At 51.7% G+C, this 22,678-nt stretch carries 26 protein-coding genes; 23 read left to right on the forward strand and 3 right to left on the reverse strand.

Annotated features, from left to right (window positions below; translation table 11 throughout):
- Positions 1–10 precede the first annotated feature (10 nt).
- The 10 genes from KQI12_RS02060 (at position 11) to KQI12_RS02105 (ending at position 10,140) form a co-directional block, all read left to right on the forward strand.
- Complete coding sequence (locus KQI12_RS02060; RefSeq protein WP_371817924.1) at positions 11–1,522, forward strand: ParB/RepB/Spo0J family partition protein; 1,512 nt, start codon at positions 11–13, stop codon at positions 1,520–1,522.
- Positions 1,523–1,834: 312 nt separating this feature from the next.
- On the forward strand, positions 1,835–2,182 hold the full coding sequence (locus tag KQI12_RS02065) for a hypothetical protein (protein ID WP_118747572.1): 348 nt from the start codon (positions 1,835–1,837) through the stop codon (positions 2,180–2,182).
- Positions 2,175–2,891 (forward strand): antirestriction protein ArdA, encoded by a 717-nt coding sequence (locus tag KQI12_RS02070; RefSeq protein ID WP_216571376.1) that lies wholly within the window; start codon positions 2,175–2,177, stop codon positions 2,889–2,891. Before KQI12_RS02065 ends, KQI12_RS02070 begins: the two co-directional genes overlap by 8 nt.
- Positions 2,892–2,984: 93 nt before the next feature.
- Positions 2,985–3,455, forward strand: a complete 471-nt coding sequence (locus KQI12_RS02075; RefSeq protein WP_216570257.1) for a PcfB family protein — start codon at positions 2,985–2,987, stop codon at positions 3,453–3,455.
- A gap of 8 nt (positions 3,456–3,463) precedes the next feature.
- A complete protein-coding gene (locus KQI12_RS02080; protein WP_216571379.1) occupies positions 3,464–6,376 on the forward strand; it encodes a DUF4368 domain-containing protein in 2,913 nt (970 codons plus the stop codon).
- Positions 6,373–6,717 carry a TnpV protein gene (locus tag KQI12_RS02085; protein ID WP_216570259.1) on the forward strand — a complete coding sequence of 115 codons (345 nt, stop codon included), beginning with the start codon at positions 6,373–6,375 and terminating at the stop codon, positions 6,715–6,717. The genes KQI12_RS02080 and KQI12_RS02085 overlap by 4 nt, the downstream gene beginning before the upstream one ends.
- 166 nt (positions 6,718–6,883) lie before the next feature.
- Complete coding sequence (locus KQI12_RS02090; protein WP_216570261.1) at positions 6,884–7,099, forward strand: helix-turn-helix transcriptional regulator; 216 nt, start codon at positions 6,884–6,886, stop codon at positions 7,097–7,099.
- Positions 7,086–7,529, forward strand: a complete 444-nt coding sequence (locus KQI12_RS02095) for a hypothetical protein (protein WP_216570263.1) — start codon at positions 7,086–7,088, stop codon at positions 7,527–7,529. The genes KQI12_RS02090 and KQI12_RS02095 overlap by 14 nt, the downstream gene beginning before the upstream one ends.
- 273 nt (positions 7,530–7,802) lie before the next feature.
- Complete coding sequence (locus KQI12_RS02100; RefSeq protein WP_216571506.1) at positions 7,803–8,093, forward strand: hypothetical protein; 291 nt, start codon at positions 7,803–7,805, stop codon at positions 8,091–8,093.
- 826 nt (positions 8,094–8,919) lie between these two features.
- A complete protein-coding gene (locus KQI12_RS02105) occupies positions 8,920–10,140 on the forward strand; it encodes an MFS transporter (RefSeq protein WP_002584949.1) in 1,221 nt (406 codons plus the stop codon).
- An 80-nt stretch (positions 10,141–10,220) separates the two neighbouring features.
- On the opposite strand, the gene KQI12_RS02110 is transcribed toward KQI12_RS02105, so the two are convergent.
- Both KQI12_RS02110 and KQI12_RS02115 read right to left on the reverse strand, forming a co-directional pair.
- On the reverse strand, positions 10,221–11,021 hold the full coding sequence (locus KQI12_RS02110; protein ID WP_002575858.1) for a helix-turn-helix domain-containing protein: 801 nt from the start codon (positions 11,019–11,021) through the stop codon (positions 10,221–10,223).
- Positions 11,022–11,099: 78 nt separating this feature from the next.
- Positions 11,100–11,363 (reverse strand): hypothetical protein, encoded by a 264-nt coding sequence (locus KQI12_RS02115; RefSeq protein WP_002575859.1) that lies wholly within the window; start codon positions 11,361–11,363, stop codon positions 11,100–11,102.
- Positions 11,364–11,591: 228 nt separating this feature from the next.
- Here KQI12_RS02115 and KQI12_RS02120 point away from each other — a divergent pair, with 228 nt between their 5' ends.
- The 13 genes from KQI12_RS02120 (at position 11,592) to KQI12_RS02180 (ending at position 22,177) form a co-directional block, all read left to right on the forward strand.
- On the forward strand, positions 11,592–12,005 hold the full coding sequence (locus KQI12_RS02120) for a cysteine-rich VLP domain-containing protein (protein ID WP_002575860.1): 414 nt from the start codon (positions 11,592–11,594) through the stop codon (positions 12,003–12,005).
- A 111-nt stretch (positions 12,006–12,116) separates the two neighbouring features.
- The gene (locus KQI12_RS02125) at positions 12,117–12,512 is read left to right on the forward strand and encodes a replication initiator protein A (protein WP_002575861.1); all 396 of its coding nucleotides are present in this window, start codon (positions 12,117–12,119) and stop codon (positions 12,510–12,512) included.
- Between the two features lie 173 nt (positions 12,513–12,685).
- Positions 12,686–13,630: a MobV family relaxase gene (mobV, locus tag KQI12_RS02130; RefSeq protein ID WP_002575862.1), complete on the forward strand. Its 945-nt coding sequence runs from the start codon at positions 12,686–12,688 to the stop codon at positions 13,628–13,630.
- A complete protein-coding gene (locus tag KQI12_RS02135; RefSeq protein WP_002584948.1) occupies positions 13,614–13,826 on the forward strand; it encodes a hypothetical protein in 213 nt (70 codons plus the stop codon). Before mobV ends, KQI12_RS02135 begins: the two co-directional genes overlap by 17 nt.
- A gap of 94 nt (positions 13,827–13,920) precedes the next feature.
- On the forward strand, positions 13,921–15,432 hold the full coding sequence (locus KQI12_RS02140; RefSeq protein ID WP_002575864.1) for a recombinase family protein: 1,512 nt from the start codon (positions 13,921–13,923) through the stop codon (positions 15,430–15,432).
- Positions 15,433–15,564: 132 nt separating this feature from the next.
- Positions 15,565–15,951, forward strand: coding sequence for a hypothetical protein (locus KQI12_RS02145; protein ID WP_253290772.1), 387 nt, complete (start codon positions 15,565–15,567; stop codon positions 15,949–15,951).
- A gap of 127 nt (positions 15,952–16,078) precedes the next feature.
- A complete protein-coding gene (locus KQI12_RS02150) occupies positions 16,079–16,438 on the forward strand; it encodes a DUF3847 domain-containing protein (protein WP_216570265.1) in 360 nt (119 codons plus the stop codon).
- Positions 16,404–17,900 (forward strand): MobQ family relaxase, encoded by a 1,497-nt coding sequence (mobQ, locus tag KQI12_RS02155; protein WP_216570267.1) that lies wholly within the window; start codon positions 16,404–16,406, stop codon positions 17,898–17,900. Before KQI12_RS02150 ends, mobQ begins: the two co-directional genes overlap by 35 nt.
- On the forward strand, positions 17,897–19,768 hold the full coding sequence (locus tag KQI12_RS02160) for an AAA family ATPase (protein WP_216570269.1): 1,872 nt from the start codon (positions 17,897–17,899) through the stop codon (positions 19,766–19,768). Before mobQ ends, KQI12_RS02160 begins: the two co-directional genes overlap by 4 nt.
- A 142-nt stretch (positions 19,769–19,910) precedes the next feature.
- Positions 19,911–20,069, forward strand: coding sequence for a transposon-encoded TnpW family protein (locus KQI12_RS02165; protein WP_102722452.1), 159 nt, complete (start codon positions 19,911–19,913; stop codon positions 20,067–20,069).
- A gap of 80 nt (positions 20,070–20,149) precedes the next feature.
- Complete coding sequence (locus tag KQI12_RS02170) at positions 20,150–20,920, forward strand: VirD4-like conjugal transfer protein, CD1115 family (protein WP_371817925.1); 771 nt, start codon at positions 20,150–20,152, stop codon at positions 20,918–20,920.
- 17 nt (positions 20,921–20,937) lie between these two features.
- Positions 20,938–21,276 carry a glutamyl-tRNA amidotransferase gene (locus KQI12_RS02175; RefSeq protein ID WP_216570270.1) on the forward strand — a complete coding sequence of 113 codons (339 nt, stop codon included), beginning with the start codon at positions 20,938–20,940 and terminating at the stop codon, positions 21,274–21,276.
- A 64-nt stretch (positions 21,277–21,340) separates the two neighbouring features.
- Positions 21,341–22,177, forward strand: a complete 837-nt coding sequence (locus tag KQI12_RS02180) for a hypothetical protein (protein ID WP_216570271.1) — start codon at positions 21,341–21,343, stop codon at positions 22,175–22,177.
- Positions 22,178–22,209: 32 nt separating this feature from the next.
- Here the strand turns inward: KQI12_RS02180 and KQI12_RS02185 are convergent, their stop codons facing one another.
- Positions 22,210–22,581 carry a hypothetical protein gene (locus KQI12_RS02185; protein ID WP_216570272.1) on the reverse strand — a complete coding sequence of 124 codons (372 nt, stop codon included), beginning with the start codon at positions 22,579–22,581 and terminating at the stop codon, positions 22,210–22,212.
- Positions 22,582–22,678 lie beyond the last annotated feature (97 nt).

Below are 22,678 nucleotides of genomic sequence, written 5' to 3' on the forward strand. Positions count from 1 at the left end.
GGTAATGCGAATGGCCGATGAAAGATCGAAAATTGTGACTGACGCAACCGGGCCGGACGCTGGCCTTGCCCCGGTACAGCCCGAGGCGGGCGGCGGTACTCCGGCCCCCAAGCAGGAGCAGACCGCTCCCGAAGCGGTTTCCCCGGATAAGGCCACGGCTCCCGAGCAGGTAACACCCACCCAGCCGGAGAAAGGCGCTGACGCTCCCAAGGAGCAGAAGGCGGCCAGCGTGTCTGTCTTTAACTTCTCTGAAATCATGGCCGAGAAGAAAGCGGCGGAAAAAGCCGCCGCCAGGCAGGAGGCAAAGGCCCCGGACAAAGGGTCTTCCCCTACGCCGACCAAGGAGGACGGGCCGAAGCAGGAAAAGCCCAAAGAGCAGGAACAGGCACCGAAGCGCCGGGGCCGACCGCCCAAGGCCGACAAGGACAAGGCTGCCGCTCCCGCACAGAAGGAAGCGCCCGGCAAGAAGGATAAGGCAGTAGAGAAATCTGCACAGCCGGGAAAAACGGAAAAGGCCGCTCCCTCCGGAAAGACAGAGAAAGCCCCCAAGGCTCCCAGTCCCTCTAAGGGTGCGTCGGAGGTAAAGGTTCCCGTTCAGGCTGAAACGCCTGCGGCTCCCGCCGAGGCTCCCCGTCCGGCCAAGGACGAACAGATCGTCTATATCAAGCTGTCCGAGCTCCATGCCTTCAAGAACCACCCCTTCCAAGTCCGCAACGACGAGGAAATGAAGGCTATGGTGTCCAGCGTCCGGGACAAGGGCGTGACCCAGCCCGCTATTGTCCGCCCCCGGGAGGACGGCGGCTATGAGATCGTGTCGGGCCACCGCCGCCAGAAGGCCAGCGAGCTTGCGGGCTTTACAGATATGCCCTGTATCGTCCGTAACCTGACAGATGAACAGGCTATCACGCAGATGGTAGAGGACAATACCAACCAGCGTGAAAATATCCTACCGAGTGAGCGGGCCAAGGCCCTGAAAATGCAGTTGGAGGCCATCAAGCACCAAGGGGCCAGGGAGGACACTTCGGGCCAACTTGACCCGAAGGACGCCGGGCGGCGTTCCAATGAGATCGTGGCCGAGCGCAACAAGATGACCGTCAAACAGGTGCAGCGGTATATCAAGCTCAATGACCTTGTACCGGATTTGCAGAAAATGATGGATGCCGGACAGATCAAATTCACTCCGGCGGTGGAGCTGTCCTACATCAAACCCAAGAACCAGCGGTATATTGCCGTTGCCATTGAAAGCCAGCAGTCAGCCCCTTCTCTCTCGCAGGCCCAGCGCATGAGGGAGCTTGACCAGAAGGGCGTCCTGAATGGAGATGTGATCGACGGCATTATGATGGAGGATAAGAAGGAGGTAGACAAAGTGATTTTGACAGGTGCGGAACTGAGCAAATACTTCGGGAAGGAAACCACCCCGAGGGAAATGAAAGACCAGATCATCAAGCTGCTGGACGACTGGAAGGGCCAGCAGAAGGAAGTTGCCAAGCCGGAAAAGAAGTCTCCCGAGGCGGAGAAGTAAAGCCCACTTCGGGACAAGTTGGCCCGAGGGTGTATGCGGGGCTCTGCCCCGCACCCCGAAGCTCAAAGGATATTTCATATTCCCCGTCGCCGGGTTTTCAGGTAGCATAGCCGGGAAAATCAGTCAAGGGCCACAGCCGCCGCAGGCGGTGCCAAAGCACCCTTGACGGATTTCTCCCGGATATGCTTTCAGGCGGCAAGCGACGGGGATATATATTCCTTTGAGCCGTCCCCCTTCCCACGGGAAGGGGCGGAGGGGTTGGGCTTATCCGGCGCAACTCTATTAAAAATGTAGAAACGGAGGGACAAAACCTTGAAACGACCTTTGGCATACATCACCGCCGCATGGTGCGGCGACCCCGACACGGATATGGAGATTGCGGCCCGCTACTGCCGGATGGCATACGAAGCGGGCTTTTCTCCTATCTGCCCCATTCTCTATCTGCCGCTGTTCATTAACGACGCTATCCCGGAGGAACACAAGAACGGGATTGATATGCGCCGGGATATGTTGCGCCGCTCCCATGTGCTTGTGGTCTGCGGCGGCGAGGTGGACGAGGATGTGAAAAATGATATTGCCGTTGCCAAGCGGCTCAATATCACGGCCACCACCCTTGACGGTATCCTGACCGTCAACCAGCAGGGCCGCCATGATGTTTGAAGCCTATGTGACCAATCTGGGGATGTACCCGGAACGGGGCGTTGAAGTCGGAGAATACCTGAGATTTCCCACTACCATTGAGGAAGTGCAGGCCCTGTTCTCCCGGATTGGCATAGACGGAAAACGCTATGAGGAATACTTCATCACCGATTATCAGAGTGATGTGCTGGGACTGTATGACCACCTCGGAGAATACGAAAACCTTGACGAGTTAAATTTCTTGGCGCACCTTCTGGAAGAAATGACCCCAGACGAGCTGGAAAAGCTGGAAGCAGTCATGGACGCCGGGGAGTACACAGGCAGCGTCAAGGATTTAATCAACCTGACCCAAAACCTTGACTGCTTCGAGTTTTATCCCGGAGTGAAGGACGAGGAAGAATTGGGCCGTATGTATATCTTGGAGTTTGAAGCTCTCACGGTGCCGGAGCACCTGATCGACTACATCGACTACGAGGCATACGGGCGGGATGTGCGTATCAACGAAGGTGGGCATTTTGCCCCCGGCGGCTATGTGTTCGACAATCAGAGTAAATTCATCGAGCACTATACCGGGCTGGACGATATTCCTGAGGAATACTGCATTTCCCATGTCCAAGCCCGGGACGAGAAGGAGGAAACACGCTCCATCTTGGAGACAATCAAGCAGTTCAAGGAGGATCCGCCTGTTCCCCACAAGGACAAGACGGGGCCTTCCCATGAGGAACGGTAGACCTCGGGCCAAGTTGGCCCGAGGTTCCACTATCCGGGCGGCTCCCCGGGGCCCTCCCGATTTCCCTAAATTTCCCGGAGGAAAGGAGGCAGTATGCAGGAATATGTAGAAGAACGGACAGTTGCCATATCCGTCAAAGCGGGCAAACTCTCGGGGCGGGCGCTGGCGGCGGCCTGCAAAAAAGTCCTGGCAGAAATGAAAAAGCACCATGAGGCGGCAAAACGGCCCCACGGCAGGCAGAGCGTAAAAAAGCTGATGAATCACTACGGCACCAAAAGCGCCATGACGCTGGTGGGAGCCCCCAAGGACTTTGACCGTATTGCCAAGGAGTTCCATGTGGACTACGCTTTTCACAAGACCAGTCCCGGCCACTACCTGCTGTTCTTCAAGGCAGATCAGGCGGATGCCATCACTGCGGCCTTCTCCAAATACACGGAAAAGGTCATGGGCCGCAGTCAGGAAAGGCCGTCTATCCTCGGCCAGCTCCGGCAGTTCGTGGAACAGATAGCGGCAAGGCCCAAGCAGAAGGAACGGGCCAGAGAGGCGGTGAAGGAAGAACGGTAAGCAAGAAAATCAAGAAATATGTACTTCCATATTTCCCGTATCTCATAGCCTTTTGGTTTTTCTCCAAGTGCGGCACCGCCTACCGCATGGCGGCTGGGGCCAACCTCGGGGAAAAACTGTTCGGCATGGTCAAGACCATCGGCCCGGTGTTTCAGTCCTATGCGCCTGGGCTGGGGCTTTTCGACCTCGCCGTGGGCGTGGCCGGAGCCGTAATATTGTACTTTGTGGTACAGTCCAAAATCAAAAAGGCCCGGAAGTTTCGCAGGGATATGGAATACGGCTCAGCCCGATGGGGCAACGAAAAGGACATCAAGCCCTTTGTCGATCCCAAGTTTGAAAACAATATGCTGCTGACCGCCACGGAACGGCTCACCATGAACACCCGTCCGAAAAATCCCGCCAATGCCCGCAACCTCAATTTTTGCGGAATCGGCTCGTCCGGCTCCGGCAAGACCCGCTTTTGGCTCACGCCGCAGCTCCTGCAAGCCCATTCTTCCTATGTGGTGGTAGACCCCAAGGGCGGCGTGCTGGGGCAGGTCGGTACATTTTTGCAAAAACGGGGCTATAAAATCAAGGTGTTCAACAGCATTGATTTTTCAAAATCCATGCACTATAACCCGCTGGCGTATATCAAGACCGAGGCGGACATTCTAAAGTTTGTCAACGCCCTTATTTCCAACACCAAGGGCGAGGGTAAGGAGGGCGATCCGTTCTGGACAAAGGCGGAAACGCTTTTGTACTGCGCTCTGCTGGGCTACATCATTTTTGAGGGAGCCGAGGAGGATCGGAACATGAATACGCTGGTGGACATGATCTCCGGCATGGAGGTCAAGGAGGATGACGAGGACTTTCTCAACGCCGTGGACTATATGTTCAAGGGGCTGGAGCAGCGCAAGCCGAATTGCTTTGCGGTGAAGCAGTATAAAAAATACAAGCTCAGCAGCGGTGTTGTATGCTCTAAAAGACTTCTTAATCAAGCGGTTTGGAAGTCTCTTAGAACACACAACCTAAAACCGAAGAAAGGAGCGCAAGTTATGAAAAAAAACGAGAAAATCACTGCTCTGTATGAACGATTGAGCCGTGATGACTTTGGCAAAGATGATGACCGACAGCGTGAGAGCAATTCCATTTCCAACCAAAAAGCAATGTTGGAGGAGTTCGCCGCACGGCAGGGGTTTACGAACATTGTTCATTTCACGGACGATGGCATTAGCGGCACTTGCTTTGACCGTCCCGGATTTCTGGCAATGATGAAAGAGGTTGAAGCCGGGAATGTGGAGTATTTGTGCATCAAGGACATGAGCCGCATGGGTCGTGACTATCTGAAAGTCGGTCAGATTATGGAAATCCTGCGTCAGCGTGGCGTTCGCCTTATCGCCATCAATGACGGCGTGGACAGTGCCAGAGGGGACGATGATTTTACCCCTTTCCGCAACATTATGAACGAATACTACGCCAGAGACACCAGCCGTAAAATCCGTTCCACTTTCCAGTCCAAAGGCAAGACCGGCAAGCACCTCACAGGCACGGTCATTTACGGCTATCTTTGGAACGAAGCCAGAGACCAATGGTTGGTTGACCCCGAAGCCGCCGAGGTGGTCAAGCGCATCTTTGCCATGACGATTGAGGGCTACGGTCCGTATCAGATCGCCAGCAAACTGAAATCGGAAAAGGTGCTTATTCCGTCTGCTTACCTTGCCCAACACGGCGAGGGCGTGAACAAAAACAAGACTTTCAAAGATATGTACGGCTGGGGTTCTTCCACCATCTGCAACATTCTTGAAAAGCGTGAATATCTGGGACACACCATCAATTTCAAGACCCGAAAGCACTTCAAGGACAAGAAAAGCCATTATGTCCCGGAGGACGAATGGACAATTTTCGAGAATACCCATGAGCCTATCATTGACCAGCAGACCTTTGACCTTGTGCAGAAAATCCGTGGGAATGTCAGACGCTACCCGGACGGCTGGGGCGAAGCAGCTCCCCTCACAGGCTTGCTTTATTGTGCCGATTGCGGCGGCAAGATGTATGTCCACCGTACCAACAACGGCAAGCGTATTTCTCAATATACCTGTTCCCAATACAGCAAAGTCCCAGTTGGAAAGCTCTGCAAGACCCAGCACCGTATCAATGAAGATGTGGTACTGTCCCTTGTTTCCGAAATGCTCAAAGCCATTGCCGAGTATGCGAAGCATGACCGAGCCGAGTTTGTCCGAGTGGTACAGGAAGCGCAGTCCAGCCAGCAGACAGCAGAGGTTAAGAAACAGCGGATACGCCTTGCCACCGCAAAGCAGAGAGTGTCCGAACTGGAAGTCCTGCTCTGTAAAATCTATGAGGACAACATTTTAGGAAAGCTGTCCGACAGCAGATACGCCACTCTGGACGCTCAATACGAAAAGGAACAGTCCGAGCTTACCGCTGAAATCTCTGCTCTGGAAAAGGCTATCAGGAGTTATGAAAAGCACGAAAAGGACGCTGATCGTTTTATCGCTCTGATTGACAAGTATGAGAACTTCGACAAGCTGACCATTGCTATGCTCAACGAGTTTATCGAGAAAATCCTTGTGCATGAGCGTGACCGCAAAGGCAGTATACAGACCACACAGGAGGTCGAGATTTACTTCAATTTTGTCGGTCGATTTGTTCCCCCGGCGTTTGGTGAAGTGGAGCTTACCCCGGAGGAATTAGAGGAAATCCGCAAGCGTGAGGAACGCAAGGACAGGCTTCATCAGAACTACTTGAAGCGGAAAGCCAGCGGAGCGCAGAAGCGATACGAGGACAAAATCAAGAAGCGGAAAAAGGCAGAAATTGAAGCTAAGAAAGCCGCCATTCGTGCGGAGGACATTGCAAAGGGCGTGTTCGTCCCTGTCAGCAGTTTACCGCAGAGAGAGCCGATGAAAGGAGTACAAACAGCATGAATATCACTTACACACAGAACGGAGATTATCTTATCCCGGACATCGTTATCCGCAAGACCAAGCCCCTCAGACACTACGGCAGACTTCGCAAGGCGTATCTGGAAATGCACCGCCCGATACTGTTCAATGAGCTGGTACTATCCGACAAGCTCTTTGAGCATTGCGCCGAGATTGACGAAGCGGCACGAAACCGCATGGAGCTGATCGTGCCAGAGCTGGCAAAGCAGTACGGCGTGACAGAGCAACTGAAAGCTGAAAACCAAATGGAATGGGTGCGGCAGATGAACGCTTGCAAGGCGCAGGCAGAGGAAGTTGTGAAGTTTGAGCTGATTTATGACTGATACTGAGAGCGCCCGGACGAAAAATGTTTGGGCGCTCTTACTGTATGAATAAATTGTAATTCTCCCATGATAAAGAAGTAAATGTTGTAAAGGAAACTTGACAAGAGATGCGTGTCATGCTATAGTAAGTTTGTAAAGGAAACTTGTCATGCAAGGAGGCGTTTTTTTGAAGAATAAAGTTGAGCAGTTACGAAAGGAGCGAGGATTAAATCAAGATGATTTTGCAAAAATGCTTTGTGTTTCAAGACAAACCATTAGTTCAATCGAAACAGGAAAGTATAATCCATCATTGGAATTAGCTTTTGCAATTTCAGACTTTTTTGGCAAACGGATTGAAGAAATCTTTATCTATGAAAGAGGTGCAGAAAATGAAAAAGAGTAATTTGATAACCGGGATATTATATGTGCTTTTCGGTGTGGCTTGTTTGATTGTTGCGCTGTTGATTGAAACAAAGTTAGAGGGCATTTTATGGGGCTTTGCTGGCGCAGGTATCTTCCCCGGAATTATGATGATATGCAAATATTTTTATTGGAGTTCCCCCAAAAATAAAGAGCGATACGAAGAGCGTTTGGAGAACGAACGAATTGAACAGCATGACGAGTTGAAAACAAAAATCAGAGATAGAGCCGGAAGATATACTTACAGCTTAGGACTGCTGGTTGTTTGTTTCTCCATTTTGATTTTCGGTATTCTCGGAGCATTGGAAGTCATTGATAATGCACGCATGATTGTACTCTATCTCAGCGGATATTTACTGTTTCAAGTTATCGCAGGAATTGTCATTTTTAATAAGCTGATGAAAAAGTATTAAGGAAAAATCCCTTTAGGAACTAAAGGGCGCACTTCTATACTCTCCTATCGGGAGTATCGTGCGTCCTGCGGAGCTTCATTCTCTGTCAGCAGAAAAAAGCTGCATGAGCGAGAATGTTTCGTCACTTCGTTCCGTCAAGGTGGCTACACCCCCTTGCGCCGCTTGTGCGGCTATCCCCTGTGTACTTGCCGTCCGCAAACGGTTTTGACAAACCGTTCGCCGCCAACAAGTTTGAAAATCAAGAATCTTAATTTGATAAAGGAGTGTGATTCTATGAAAAAGAAATTACCCATAATCCTCTTGGGTGTTATTTTGGCTTGTGTGTTGGTTTTCGGTTTAGGTCAGTTTACAAGGAACTACACGCAGACCGTGAAACGGGCTGCTGACAACAAACGGCGCTATGCTCCCGGCTGGGTGCATAGCACCTGTTTGTTGCGGGGGTTTCCAAAGGGGGCAGCGCCCCATTTGGCACACGACTTTGCGGAGCAAAGTGTAGTGTGTTATACGCTCTGTCGGCGTTGCCCTGAAAATACCGTTGCCGCCGGGGAGGGCAAGGGCATTTGACGCGGCAGGAAAGCAGGGCTTTGTTTGGGGCTGGTAAGCCGGAAACAAAGGGCTGATTTCAGCAGCAGACAGGGCGTATTATGAAAGCCCCCGTCCCTCGTCCTCCGCCCCCGGCCTATGGGACAAAAAGTCCCAAAGCTCTGGACACCGTGACCAGATGTGTGGCCACACTCCGGGAAAAGTAGCAGGACGGCAGGAAACCGTCAAGGCTGAAATGAATGGGCTGACGCCCGGCCTTGACCGTTCCCCGCCGCCCCGCTGGATGGGTGGACAAGGTGGCCAATCCCTAAAAGTGTTTGGCCGCACTCGTTCATTTTGGGGCCTTTCTTCTCCCAAAATTGAAATGGGCGGGAAAGCCCTAAAATGGCTTTCCCGCCTTGATTACCCATTAGCAAAGACGGGCGAGACTGTCAACGGCGGCGCTGAAAGCGCCGTTCATCTTGACCGTTGACTGGCTCGCCTGGCTTTGCTACTGCCCGTAAGAGATGGAAAAACAAGATGGAAAACAAGGTTAAAAATGGTTGACAAGTCTATCGGATGTGTGTTATACTGTGCGACAGTTTGAGATTGGAAGGAGGCTTACGTGTGTTAATTTGTGTACGCTAATAAGCAATAAAAAGTAGAAGTACCTTTCCACATGATGGTGGGCTTTTTTTGCGTGCGTATGCAAAGGAACACGTAGGTTTGACACGAGCAGTCTTTGAACTGTATCGTGGTGTTTTTTCGTGCTTTGTTGTTATGCAGGCGTCTGCCCTCTCTGTGGGACAACGCCTGCTTTTTATTGCAGAAACAAAGGAACAATGCAATAAAAAAGGAGGTTCGCATTATGACCCAAAACAACAATTCATGGAGAAAAACTTATTTTACACTTCTTGCCGGACAAGCAATATCCTTTATTAGCAGCGGTATTTTGCAAATGGCCATTATCTTTTATTTGGTTGCGAAAACTAATTCTGCAATCATATTGACGGCGGCAACACTGATTGGATTTTTGCCGCAAGCCTGTTTAGGCCCGTTTGCAGGTGCTTTTGTTGACCGGCACAGCCGTAAAAGCGTAATGATTGGTGCGGATTTGATAATTGCCGCCGCTGGCGGTATTCTGGCGCTGGTGGCGTTTTACATGGAATTGCCCGTATGGTCTATTATGGTTGTCCTGTTAATCCGAAGTGCGGGAACTGCTTTTCATTCTCCAGCATTCAGCGCAGCAACACCTATGATTGTGCCAAAAGAGGAACTTACAAAATGCGCTGGTTACACGCAGACCATGCAAGCAGTAAGTGCGATTATCAGTCCAGCTGCCGCAGCGTTTTTATATGCTGTTTGGCCTCTTAATGCAATTATATTGTTAGATATTGTGGGTGCAATCCTTGCCTGTGTGACTGTTGCGATTTCGTCCATACCAACGCCTGAACTATGTCCAGAAACGAAAAGACAACAGTTTTTACAGGATATGAAAGAGGGGTATGTGGTATTAAAGCAAAACAGGGGCCTCTTTGCTCTGCTCTGGATTGGTGTAATTTATATGTTCTTTTATATGCCAATCAGTACGCTTTTTCCTCTCATCTGTATGTCATACTTCAAAGGAACACCGGCCCATGCCTCTGCCGCTGAAATTGCTTTTGCGGTTGGTATGCTGCTTGGCGGAGTCATTCTGAGCATTTGGGGCGGTTTTAAGAAACGGCGGTACACCATCGGTCTTTCCGTTCTCCTGATGGGCGTTAGCAATATGCTCTCCGGGCTTTTGCCGCCAGACGCATTTCTTGTCTTTGTTGTGTGCTGTACTGTTATGGGAATTTCCGCTCCATTTTACGGTGTGCAAAATGCGATTTTTCAAGAAACGGTCAAACCAGAATATCTGGGGAGAGTTTTTTCTCTACTGACAAGCGCCGCTTCCCTCGCCATGCCGTTTGGCCTTGTCATTTCCGGGCCTCTGGCGGAGCGGCTGGGAGTTGAGAAATGGTTTGTCATTTGCGGAATTGGCATTATCATCGTTGCGCTTGCCGTATTTTTACTACCCGGTTTGAGAGAGATTGACAATACGCAATAATCAACTGCACCTTTTTCTATTACTAAACAAAATGCCTGGATGGTGGTTCTGAAAAACCAGAACCGCCGTTCAGGCATTTTTTATCTTCGTCCTCTCTGCGGTTTTGGATTCTTCAGCAAGTCGGATTTTTCCGCAATCTTTTTCAGCCACTTCCGTTCTTCTACTGACAGCTTCCTAAAATTCAGCTTGAGCCGTTTGCAGATAAACGCCAAGTACGCTTGTTCCGTGTCGCTGTCCTGGCTGACGATTTCACCAGCAGTTTCCAGCATTTCTTTTAGCGGGTTATCCTCTGGGACGCTGAAAAAATCGTCCTTGTGTGTTTCCCGCAGAGCAAGGGCAATCCCGTTTATGTCCCGTTGTATCACATAGCGGCAAAACTCGTCCTCATCAATATGGGCGGTGATAAGCTGTCTTAACTGCGTATCACTCATGCCAGGATTATGCTTTTTTATAACAGTTGCGCTCATCGTGTCCACTATGGCGTTTGCACCCTGCGCCTGTTTCAGTGCCGTTCCGTTCACATAGATTTCAAGGTCAGCCATCAGCCGGGGGAAATCCGGGTGCGCCGCCAGCTCACACAGCAGGGTATTGTCTATCCTCCCGCTTTTCAGCAGGTCAATCATTTCATCACTCAAACGCAGGTCTGCAAGATCGGCGTTTGGGTGATTTTTCATTTCAGACAGCCCCAGCAGATAATCAGCGGTCACACCGTAAAACTTCGCCAGCCGGATAAGGGCATAGTGGCTGATGTCCTTGAAGTCTTCCGTTTCGTAACTGCCCAGCGCAGACTTGGAAAGCCCGGTCTGCTCCGCAAGCTGCCCCAGCGTCAAGCCACGCTCCACACGTAGGTCTTTTAATCGCTCTTGTATGGATAAAGACATATTCACCCTCCTTGCTAGCTCAACGAAAGAGAAGCCGTTATGCTATGTACTATGCTCATAGCATAACGGCATAGGCATTTACAGTTTTATTTTACCATTTGCTACATCTTCACGAAATTTATCAACAAGCTTCGCTGTCAGCTTGGATTTACCGTAGTGTTCAAGTACAAAAGTACGATAACTTTTTCCATCTACAAGCACATCACTTTTTCTGGTCAACAACCAATTTCCGTTACCTCCTCCCTGTTCTCTAATATTCCAGTCTTTCCCATATCTTTTATAGATTTCATCTTTTTTACCTTGAACAGACATTGATTCGCTTGGAATATAAACAATTTGCATAATAGCTCCTCCTTTATTTTGTGCAAGAAGACCAGAAACCTGAATTTGTCTTTTATCTTTTTTTGATTATATCACAAATCCGAGAGCGTGGAAATAGGGAGTTTTTCAGGCTGATTTCCTACCTCTTGGATATACGGCACAGGCGGTCAAAAAGGTGTAGACTTGGGATAGTTCATCGATGGACAAGCACCTTGGAAACAGAACACGCCAAAGAAAACGGAGGGACGCATGAGCAAAAGACCCTATCAACACCTGCCGCCGCTGGAACACAGGCCGGACGGCTCCCCCTACCGCATAACCCCGCCCCAGAAGAGACGAGCCAGCGGCCTGATACGCCGGGAGTGCTGCAACTGCGAGGACGGAAACTGCCTTGCGCTGGACGATGGCGACACCTGCGCCTGTCCGCAGATGATTTCGTTCTCCGTCTGCTGCAAGTGGTTCCGCTGGGCGGTCTTGCCGCTGGACAGGACGCTGGAAGCGGAGATTTACCGGGACAGGGACTTGAAACGCTGTGCGGAGTGCGGCGGTGTGTTCGTCCCGAAGTCCAACCGGGGCAAATACTGCCCGGACTGCGCCGCCAGAGTTCACAGGCGGCAGAAAACAGAAAGTGAACGGAAAAGGAGGTCTGCTGTGGACAGTTAAGAGCGGGAAAAGCCTTGATTTGCAAGGCTCCGCAAGCCCTCAACCGGGGCGGCTGGTATCATTTATCATTCGCCCCGGAAAACGGGCCTCTAACCGTCCACAAAACACGCTATGACAAACACGATTTATATTCACCAGCCGGAAAAGGCGTTCAGTTTCACCCGGCTCCCCAATTTCCTTTTTGAAGCACCCACATTCCAGCCCTTGAGCAACGAAGCGAAGGTGCTGTATGCCTTTGTCCTGCGCCGGGCGGAGTTGTCCCGGAAGAACGGCTGGGCGGACGAGTACGGGCGGGTCTACCTGTACTACCCCATCTGCGAGGTGGTCGCTTTGCTCCGCTGCGGGCGGCAGAAAGCGGTCAACACCCTGCGGGAGTTGCAGTATGCGGGGCTGGTGGAAATCCAGAAACAGGGCTGTGGAAAACCCAACCGCATTTACCCGAAATCCTATGAAGCGGTTCCAAACACCGACTTCAAGAAATCCGGTTATGGTACGCCGGAGGGCTGAAAACCGTACTTGGCGAGTACGAAAATCAATCCTCTTGAAGTACGGAAATCTGACGGTATATAGAAATACAGAGATTAAAACCATCTATTTACATTCATTCCATTCCAATCCTATCAGAGATATTTTCGGCGGGAAAACCCGCCGGAAAGGAATGGAATGGGGAAAGGAGTTCAATGGCACAACACGCAATTTTGCGATTTGAGAAGCACAAGGGCCACCCGGCGGGGCCGCTGGAAGCCCACCATGAACGGAAAAAGGAGCAGTACGCCAGCAACCCGGACATTGACACCAGCCGGAGCAAGTACAATTTCCACATCGTCAAGCCGGATGGCCGCTACTACCATTTCATTCAGAGCCGCATCGAGCAGGCCAGATGCCGCACCCGCAAGGACAGCACTCGGTTTGTGGACACGCTGATTACCGCCAGCCCGGAGTTTTTCAAGGGCAAGTCCCCAAAGGAGATAGCGGCCTACTTCCAGAGGGCGGCGGACTTCCTCATTGACCGGGTGGGCCGGGAGAACATCGTTTCGGCTATGGTACACATGGATGAAAAAACGCCCCATCTGCACTTGGTCTTTGTGCCGCTGACAAAGGACAACCGCCTGTGCGCCAAAGAAATTATCGGCAACCGGGCCAATCTGACGAAGTGGCAGGACGATTTTCACGCCTGTATGGTGGAGCAGTACCCCGACCTGGAGCGTGGGGAAAGCGCCAGCAAGACGGGCCGGAAGCATATCCCCACCCGGCTGTTCAAACAGGCGGTCAACCTCTCCAAACAGGCGAGGGCCATTGAAGCGGTTCTCTCCGGCATTACCCCGCTGAACGCCGGAAAGAAGAAAGAGGAAGCCCTCTCCATGCTGAAAAAGTGGTTTCCGCAGATGGAGAACTTCTCCGGGCAACTGAAAAAATACAAGGTCACAATCAATGACTTGTTAGCGGAAAATGAAAAGCTGGAAGTCAGGGCAAAGGCCAGCGAAAAAGGCAAGATGAATGACACGATGGAACGGGCGAAGTTAAAAAGCGAACTGGACGATATGCGGCGGCTGGTTGACCGTATCCCGCCGGAGATTTTAGCGGAACTGAAACGGCAACAGCGGCAGCATGGAAAGGAAAGGTGATCTTATAAGTAATATCAGATACAAAAAGGAAATCGAAATCGTGACTTTTCAGGGAAAGGAAATCACACTGGAAAATCTCTCCCCGGTGTTCACGCCGGAACAGGAAGCAGCCAAACGCCGGGAACTGGAACAGCAGCTTTATGAGGTGTTCCGCAAGTACGCCGACAAGCGGGAGAGTGAGGAAGCCGGGACATAAGGTTTTCCAAACCCATCATTGATTTGCGGGGCTGCTGGCGGTATAATAGAACTGTCAGCAGCTCCGTTTCTTTTTTAAGAAAAGGAGCGACAATATGAACAATCGGATAGACGCAATCTATGCAAGACAATCGGTAGACAAAAAGGACAGCATTTCCATTGAAAGCCAGATTGAATTTTGCAAATACGAGTTGAAAGGCGGTAACTGCAAGGAATACACAGACAAAGGGTACAGCGGCAAGAACACAGACCGTCCGAAGTTTCAAGAACTGGTGCGGGACATCAAGCGGGGCTTGATTGCAAAGGTCGTGGTTTACAAGCTCGACCGTATCAGCCGTTCCATTCTGGACTTTGCCAACATGATGGAGCTGTTCCAGCAGTACAATGTGGAGTTTGTGTCCTCTACGGAAAAGTTTGATACCTCCACGCCGATGGGACGGGCCATGCTGAATATCTGTATCGTGTTCGCCCAGCTTGAACGGGAAACGATACAGAAGCGGGTAACGGACGCTTACTACTCCCGCAGTCAGCGGGGCTTTAAGATGGGCGGGAAAGCCCCTTACGGCTTCCATACGGAGCCTATCAAGATGGACGGTATCAACACAAAGAAGCTGGTGGTAAACCCGGAGGAAGCGGCCAATATCCGGCTGATGTTTGAGATGTACGCCCAGCCCACAACTTCCTACGGGGACATTACCCGGTACTTTGCCGAACAGGGGATTTTGTTCCATGGCAAAGAGCTGATACGCCCCACGCTGGCGCAGATGTTACGCAATCCTGTCTATGTGCAGGCAGACCTTGATGTGTACGAATTTTTCAAAAGTCAAGGTACAGTCATTGTCAATGACGTTGCCGATTTTACGGGCATGAACGGCTGCTATCTGTATCAAGGGCGAGATGTAAAGGCCAGCAAGAAAAACGACTTAAAAGACCAAATGCTGGTACTGGCTCCCCATGAGGGTATCGTCCCCTCCGACACCTGGCTGACCTGCCGCAAGAAGCTGATGAACAACATGAAAATCCAGTCTGCCCGGAAAGCCACCCACACATGGCTGGCAGGAAAAATCAAGTGCGGGAATTGCGGGTATGCTCTTATGAGTATCTACAATCCCTCCGGCAAACAGTATCTCCGCTGCACGAAACGGCTGGACAATAAAAGCTGTCCTGGCTGTGGGAAAATCATCACTTCGGAACTGGAAGCGGTTGTTTATCAGCAGATGGTAAAGAAGCTGGCAAGCTACAAGACGCTGACAGGAAAAAAGAAAGCGGCAAAGGCAAACCCGAAAATCACCGCCCTGCAAGTGGAACTTGCCCATGTAGACAGCGAGATTGAAAAGCTGGTGGACAGTCTGACGGGGGCAAACAATGTCCTGTTCTCCTATGTGAATGTGAAGATAGCGGAACTGGACGGGCGCAAGCAGGAACTTCTGGCAAGGATAGCGGAGTTGACTGTGGAGGCCATCAGCCCGGAACAGGTCAGCCAGATTTCCGGCTACCTCGATACCTGGGAGAATGTATCTTTTGATGACAAGCGGCGTGTGGTGGATTTGATGATCACCACCATAGCCGCCACAAGCGACAGCTTGAACATCACATGGAAAATCTGACTGGCGGCACCCCTCCCGTCAGATACCTACCCTGTGTAGTCCCTTGTAAACTGTACTTTCCTTTATGCAAACAATGACATTGGTAAAACCGCAAACAGTTTAGAAGCAGACATTCGCCAATCTCAAAAAATTTTGGATGATTGGATTGTTGATGGAAGCATTTCCGACACAATGGCTGCATTTATTTCTTACCCACAGGACAAGACAGACCACACTTTTTCTGTCTATGTAAATCGCCCTGGCTTGTCTTTTGGATATTTCTTCCGTGGTGGTGGAGATATAGTTGAGGTTGATGATTACATTGCAGAGTTTGTTGTTGAGGGAAATAACGAAAGGGCATTTATCTCAATGAATACCCAAAATATTGTTCGACTTGAAGTAGATGATGGCAACGGCATTCAGGTGATTGATATTGATAGTGGCAAGCCTTTCGCCATTGTCCTGCCCCTCAATGTAGGAAACATCTGTTTCTATGATACGAATGGAAATGTTGTGGAATATCTTCGCCAACAACTTTGACCAACTTCAATTTACCGAACTGAACACAACAACTGAATACCGAAAAACTGACCGTTGACTGGTCGCAATCTGCGAAAAGTTGACGGTCTTTTTTTATCCCCATTTTCAAAAAAGGAGGTCACGAAAAATGGCAAAACCGAAAAACCTTGAACAGCTCCGAGCCGAAAAGGAACAGGTCGAGACACAGCTTGCACAGGAACAGCACAAGCTGGAGCGTCTGGAGAACAGAAAGAAGTATCTGGAGAAAGGCGAGAGACAAAAGCGCACCCACCGCCTTTGCAATCTGGGCGGCACGATTGAGAGCCTTGCCCCGGAGGTCAAAGATCTCACACGCACCGAAATGACGGAGCTGATGGAGTACATCTTTTCTCTGTCCGAAGTCCAGCGAGCCGTCCGTCACATGGCGATTACCCACATCAACCAAGCGAGCAGAGGAAAGGAGTTGAAAGCCGATGGCACTATTTCATCTGAGCGTCACGCAGACTAAGCGAAGCGCAGGACAGTCCGCTATCGCTTCTGCTGCCTACCGTGCCGGGGAGCGATTGTATAGCGAGTATTACGGCGAATACAGCGACTACACCAGAAAGGGCGGCGTGATCTGCTCTGACATTCTCTTGCCGTCCCATGCACCGCCAGAATACGCAGACCGCCAGACCCTATGGAACGCCGTGGAAAAAGCCGAGCGTGGAAAGAACGCCCAACTTGCATACAGCTTTGACATTGCCTTGCAGAATGAATTTTCCCTTGAGGAAAACATCGCTCTTGCAAGGCAATTTTTATTGGAGAACTTTGTGAGCCGGGGCATGGTGGTTGACTTCGCCGTACACCAGCCAGACCGGGAGGACGGCGGCATACCAAACCCGCATTTTCATGTGCTTTGCCCCATCCGTCCCATCGAGCAGAACGGCAAATGGGGACTAAAGCAACGCCGGGTGTACGAACTGGACGAGGACGGCAACCGTATTCGAGACGCAAACGGTAAGTATGTGTTCAATGCCGTTCCTACTACCGACTGGGGTAGTCCCGAAACGCTGGAACATTGGCGGCAGACATGGGCGGAACTATGCAACGCCAAGTTTGCGGAAAAAGGGCTTGATGTTCGTATCGACCACCGCAGCTATGAACGGCAAGGCGTGGATTTACTTCCCACTATCCATGAAGGCGCAACCGTCCGGGCAATGGAGAAGAAAGGTATCCGCACCGAGAAAGGCGAGTTCAACCGCTGGATCAAAGCCACCAACGCCGTGATCCGGGACATCAAGAAGAAAATCACTTCGCTTATGGGCTGGATAGCGGATATGAAAGCCGAGCTTGCCAAGCCACAGGCACCCGACCTTGTTTCTCTGCTGAACGCCTATTACACCCAGCGCAGAGCCGGGGCGTATTCGCAGAAAGGCAAGGTCAGCAATCTAAAGGAGATGAACGATACTTTCAATTATCTCCGGGCAAACGGCATTTACTCCCTTGAGGATTTGGAACGCCGTGTCAGCGAACACAGTGCTGCCACAGAGAGCTTGAAGAAAACGCTGGACGAACAGACCGCCCGAATGAAAGCAATTAAGCAGCTCTATGACAGCTCCGCTGCTTTCCAGAACTTGAAGCCTGTCTATGACGGCTTGCAGAAAATCAAGTTTGAGAAGCCCAGAGCCAAGTACAAGGCAGAGCATGAAGCGGAACTGATACAGTTCTACGCCGCCAGACGAAAGCTGACCGGGGAGTTCCCGGACGGCAAGGTGGATATGAAAAAGCTGACCGAAGAGTATGACGAGCTGGAACAGGCGCACGAAACCACCTATGGCGAGTTTAAGGCTGTCAGAGACGATTTACACCGTCTTTGGAAGGTCAAGTCATGTGTAGATACTGCCGCCCGATTTAACGAGCGTACAGAGGAACAAATGCACCAAAATCGACCCCAAACACGACACAAAAAGGAGGATATATCCCGATGAATTACACCCAAGCACAGATTGACCGGGCAAACGCCGTCAGTCTGGAAGATTTTCTCCGCACACAGGGAGAGACACTTATCAAAAGCGGACGGGAATACCGTTGGAAAGAACATGACAGCCTGACCGTCCGGGGAAACAAGTGGTTTCGCCACAGCCAGAGCAAGGGCGGCTATCCCATTGATTTTGTCATGGAGTTTTACGGCAAGTCCTTTCCCGAAGCAGTCCAGCTCTTAACCGGCGAAAGCGCCGAGGGACAGAGCGAAGCCAGCACAGCACCGCCCACAGCGTTCCACTTGCCCTTGCACAACCGAACAGCCGATAGAGCAATTCAATATCTTTGCGAAAGCCGAGGTCTCAACAAAACGCTTGTTGAGGCTTTTCTTCTTTCCGGGGATATTTACGAGGACGCAAAGCGGCACAATGTTGTGTTTGTCGGCAGAGACCGAAGCGGTACGCCGAGATACGCCCATGTGCGAGGAACGGCAGACACATTCAGACAGGATATTACCGGGTCTGACAAGTCCTATCCGTTCCGATACGAGGGAAACGGCAACCAGCTCTTTGTCTTTGAAGCACCGATTGACCTTTTGTCCTTTATCTGCCTTTATCCGCAGGACTGGCAGACAAGGAGCTACCTTGCCCTGGGCGGCGTTTCAGGCAAAGCCCTTGACCGTTTTCTTTCTGAACGCAAGGACACCCGAAAAGTGTTCCTCTGCCTTGACAGCGACACCGCAGGAAGTGAAGCCTGCACCCGGCTGGCACAGGACATTCCCGGCGAGATCGCCGTCATTCGCCTTGTCCCGGCAAGAAAAGACTGGAACGATGTTCTCCGTCAGCAAGGGGACATTCCCAGCCGCAAATTCATAGCCGAGACAATCACGCTGCGAGAGCTGCCCACCGCCCAGCCTGTCCCCATGCTCCGTATGGCAGATGTGGAGCTGACGAGCGTGGATTGGCTATGGTTTCCGTATATCCCCTTTGGAAAGCTGACGATTATACAGGGCAACCCCGGCGAGGGAAAGACCTACTTTGCCATGCGTCTTGCGGCGGCTTGCACCAACCGAAAGCCTTTGCCCGGTATGGAGACACTTGAACCTTTCAATATCATCTATCAGACCGCCGAGGACGGTCTGGGTGATACCGTCAAGCCCCGACTGATAGAAGCAGACGCAGACCTTGAACGAGTGCTTGTCATTGACGATAGGGACACACCGCTGACCCTTGCCGATGAGCGCATAGCAAGGGCAATCCGGGAGAACAACGCAAGGCTTGTTATCATTGACCCGGTACAGGCGTTTCTGGGCGCAGATGTGGACATGAACAGAGCAAACGAGGTGCGCCCGATATTCCGCAGTCTGGGAGACATTGCACAGGCTACCGGGTGCGCTATCGTGCTGATCGGACACCTCAACAAAGCCGCAGGAACGCAAAGCACCTACCGGGGATTAGGGTCTATCGACATTACGGCGGCAGTCCGCAGTCTGCTTTTTATCGGCAAGCTGAAGGACAGCCCCACAACGAGGGTGCTTATCCATGAGAAAAGCTCCCTTGCGCCGCCCGGACAGTCCCTTGCCTTTTCTCTGGGAGACGAGAAAGGCTTTGAATGGATAGGAGCTTATGACATTACCGCCGATGAACTGCTTGCCGGAACGGACACAGCCAAGGCAGAAAGCAAGACCGCACAGGCAGAAATGCTGATACTGGAACTGCTGGCAGACGGAAAGAAAATGCCGAGTGCAGAGCTGGAAAAAGCGGTCAATGACAGGGGCATATCCTCACGCACGATGAGGACAGCTAAAAGCCGTATTGGAGACAGGCTTGTGACCGAGAAAGACGGCACAGCATGGGTCTGCTATCTCCGAAGCTGACGCAGGAACACGGCAAGCATGGCAAAGACGGCAAGGTTTTTATAGATACCTTAATGTTGCCGCCTTGCCTTGTTCCCTCATACCGACCACCGCCCGATGATGAAAAGTCACCGGGCATTTTTCATTTACAGGAGGATTTTGAATGAACAATACCGCAACTAACAACACCCCTTGCCCGACTGTCAGAAAGCAGATCGGCAAGACCACCTATATCGTCCGTGTGCATTTCAGCCAGACCGCAAAAGAGACAATGGAGGACAAAATCAAGCGTCTGCTCCGTGAAGAAGTCCGCAGAATGTGACTTCTTTTTGAATTTGATGAAAAAGTCCTTGACTTTTTGTCTCTGGCAAGACCGCGAAGAGCATCCTGATCTCCGCGGCGGTGCGGCTGTCCGCGTTCATCCTGCCGGAGATACAGAACATCACAGCAAAAGACGATATGGAATTGGACAAGATGGGCGAGCGCAAGCAGGCCGTGTTTGCCATCATCCCGGACAACGACAGCACCTTCAACTACATCGTGGGTATGCTCTACACCTGCGCCTTTCAGAGCCTTTACTATCAGGCGGACAAGGTGCATCAGGGGGCGCTGCCCGTTCCCGTGCGGATGATGATGGACGAGTTTTGCAATGTCTCTCTCCCGGATGACTTCGGCAAGCTGCAAGCTACCATGCGAAGCCGCAACATCATGTCTACCATTGTTCTGCAAAATATCTCCGCGCTAAAAGCACTGTTCAAGGATGACTGGGAAGGACTGATTGGCAACGCGGATACGCTGCTGTATTTGGGCGGAAATGAAGTCAGCACCTTCAAGTACATCTCGGAGCTGTTGGGAAAGGAAACGCTGGATACCCGGACGCGCAGTGTATCGAAGGGGCGCAATGGCTCCGGCAGTGTGAACTATCAGCAGACCGGGCGTGAACTGATGACGCCCGATGAAGTGCGGGCGCTGGACAATGACCGCTGCATCCTGTTCATCCGCGGCGAGCTGCCGGTGATGGACAGAAAATATGACATTCTGAAGCACCCCGATCTGAAGCTGACAGAGGATGGCGGAGCCGCGCCGTATGTCCATTGTCCCGGTCTGGATTACGCATTGGAGGACTTCCCGCTGTCCACGGAACGCTGGGAGTCCATTGAGATCATTGAATAACATGAGGAGGAACAACCATGAAAAAGAAACGCATTTCGCTTGAGACTGACCGCCGGACGATCCGGGTAGGCCGCCGATATGGGGTGCTTGTCCTGACGGTGCTGGCCTGCGCCGCACTGACCTGTCCCGCGTTGGCCGCTGATGATCCGCTGACCATCGTGGGGAATTTGTCTGACTTCGTGTTTTCCATCATCAAGGCTTTGGGCGTTATCATTCTCGGCTGGGGCATCGTGCAGGTGGGCATGAGCATCCAGTCTCACGACGCCAGCCAGAGGACGCAGGGCTTTCTGTGCCTCTTTGGTGGCCTGATGATCGCCTTCGCCAAGGAGATTTTGACTGCCATCGGCGCAGTGTAACGGAAAAGGGGCAGGCCGTGGAGCCTGCCCCTCTTACTTCTTTGGAGAATTGAGGTGATAGAAATTGAATAACTGGATCGTTGGCACGCTGCAATCGGCTTTCGATACATGGAATGAAAAGCTGACGGAGATCTGGAGCCTTGTCACCACCACGCCGCAGGCATTCCGGGGCGGGGAGATCTGGAATACCATCGTCAGCATCAACGACGGTCTGAAAGCCTTTGGCTATGGCCTGCTGGTGCTGTTCTTTGCCATGAGCGTGTTCCGCTCTGCCGCCAGCTTTCGTGATTTGCAGCGTCCAGAGTTTGCCCTGCGGCATTTCATCCGCTTTCTGCTGGCCAAAGTTGCCGTAGGCAGTGCCATGGAACTGATGACCTCTGTGTTCGCTGTCTGCGGCGGCGTGGTGCAGACCATCATGAGCAGTATCGGCGGCATGAGCGCCGCCAGTGTGACGCTGCCGCAGGAGATCATCGACGCCATTGAGGAGGTGGGCTTCTTGCAATCCGTTCCGCTGTGGCTCGTCACATTTTTTGGCAGCCTGCTCATTACGGCGCTGTCCTTTGTTCTGATTATGACGGTCTACGGGCGCTTCTTCCGCCTGTATATGTTCACGGCACTGGCTCCGCTGCCGCTGGCATCCTTCGCGGGCGAAGATACAAGTTTTATGGGGAAAGCCTTTCTGAAAAGCTACATCGGCGTCTGCATGGAGGGTGCTGTCGTGGTGCTGGCCTGTCTGATTTTTTCGGCATTTGCCTCCAGCGGCGCACCCATAGCAGACACCTCTCTGCCCGTTGTTACGATGAGCTGGCAATATGTAGCGCAGACCATATTCAATATGCTGGTGCTGGTGGGCCTTGTGAAAGGTGCGGAGCGCATCGCAAAGGAGATGTTCGGATTATAAGACAAGAAAAAGCGGGCCGCAGCCCGCTTTTTTCATTTCTCATATTCCGCGATGGGGACTCCGTTTTTCACCTGAAAGCCGGAGATGGTACGCCCCTCCACAGCTGCGCGGTGCAGCTCGTCCAAGATCAACCTTTCGGCCAATCGAGCCTTCTGCGTCTCCTGCAACCATTCTACCAGCGGACGCAGCCAGCAGGACAGCGCAAGCAGGCCGAACAGAGACAGCACCCCATAGAACACAAATGGGTGTGCTGCCGCCCATTGCGGATACACGCGCCCGACACAGAGCCAGATCAAGACGGGCAGCAGTTGCAGGCGCAGGAGCAGTGTGAAGATGAGCCGGACGGAAAAAATCAGCAGCGCGATGGCGGCGAAACCAAGAAGTACCTGAGATAAGATCGTCATAGGAAAACCCTCCTTTATTTGGTACTTCTATTATCTCATGCCCCAAAAATCGTGTCAAAAAATCGAAAAATAATTATTTTCAGAGAAATGCGGCTCA

Origin of the sequence: Pseudoflavonifractor sp. MSJ-37 (assembly GCF_018917965.1) — a bacterium.
GTDB lineage: Bacteria > Bacillota > Clostridia > Oscillospirales > Oscillospiraceae > Pseudoflavonifractor_A.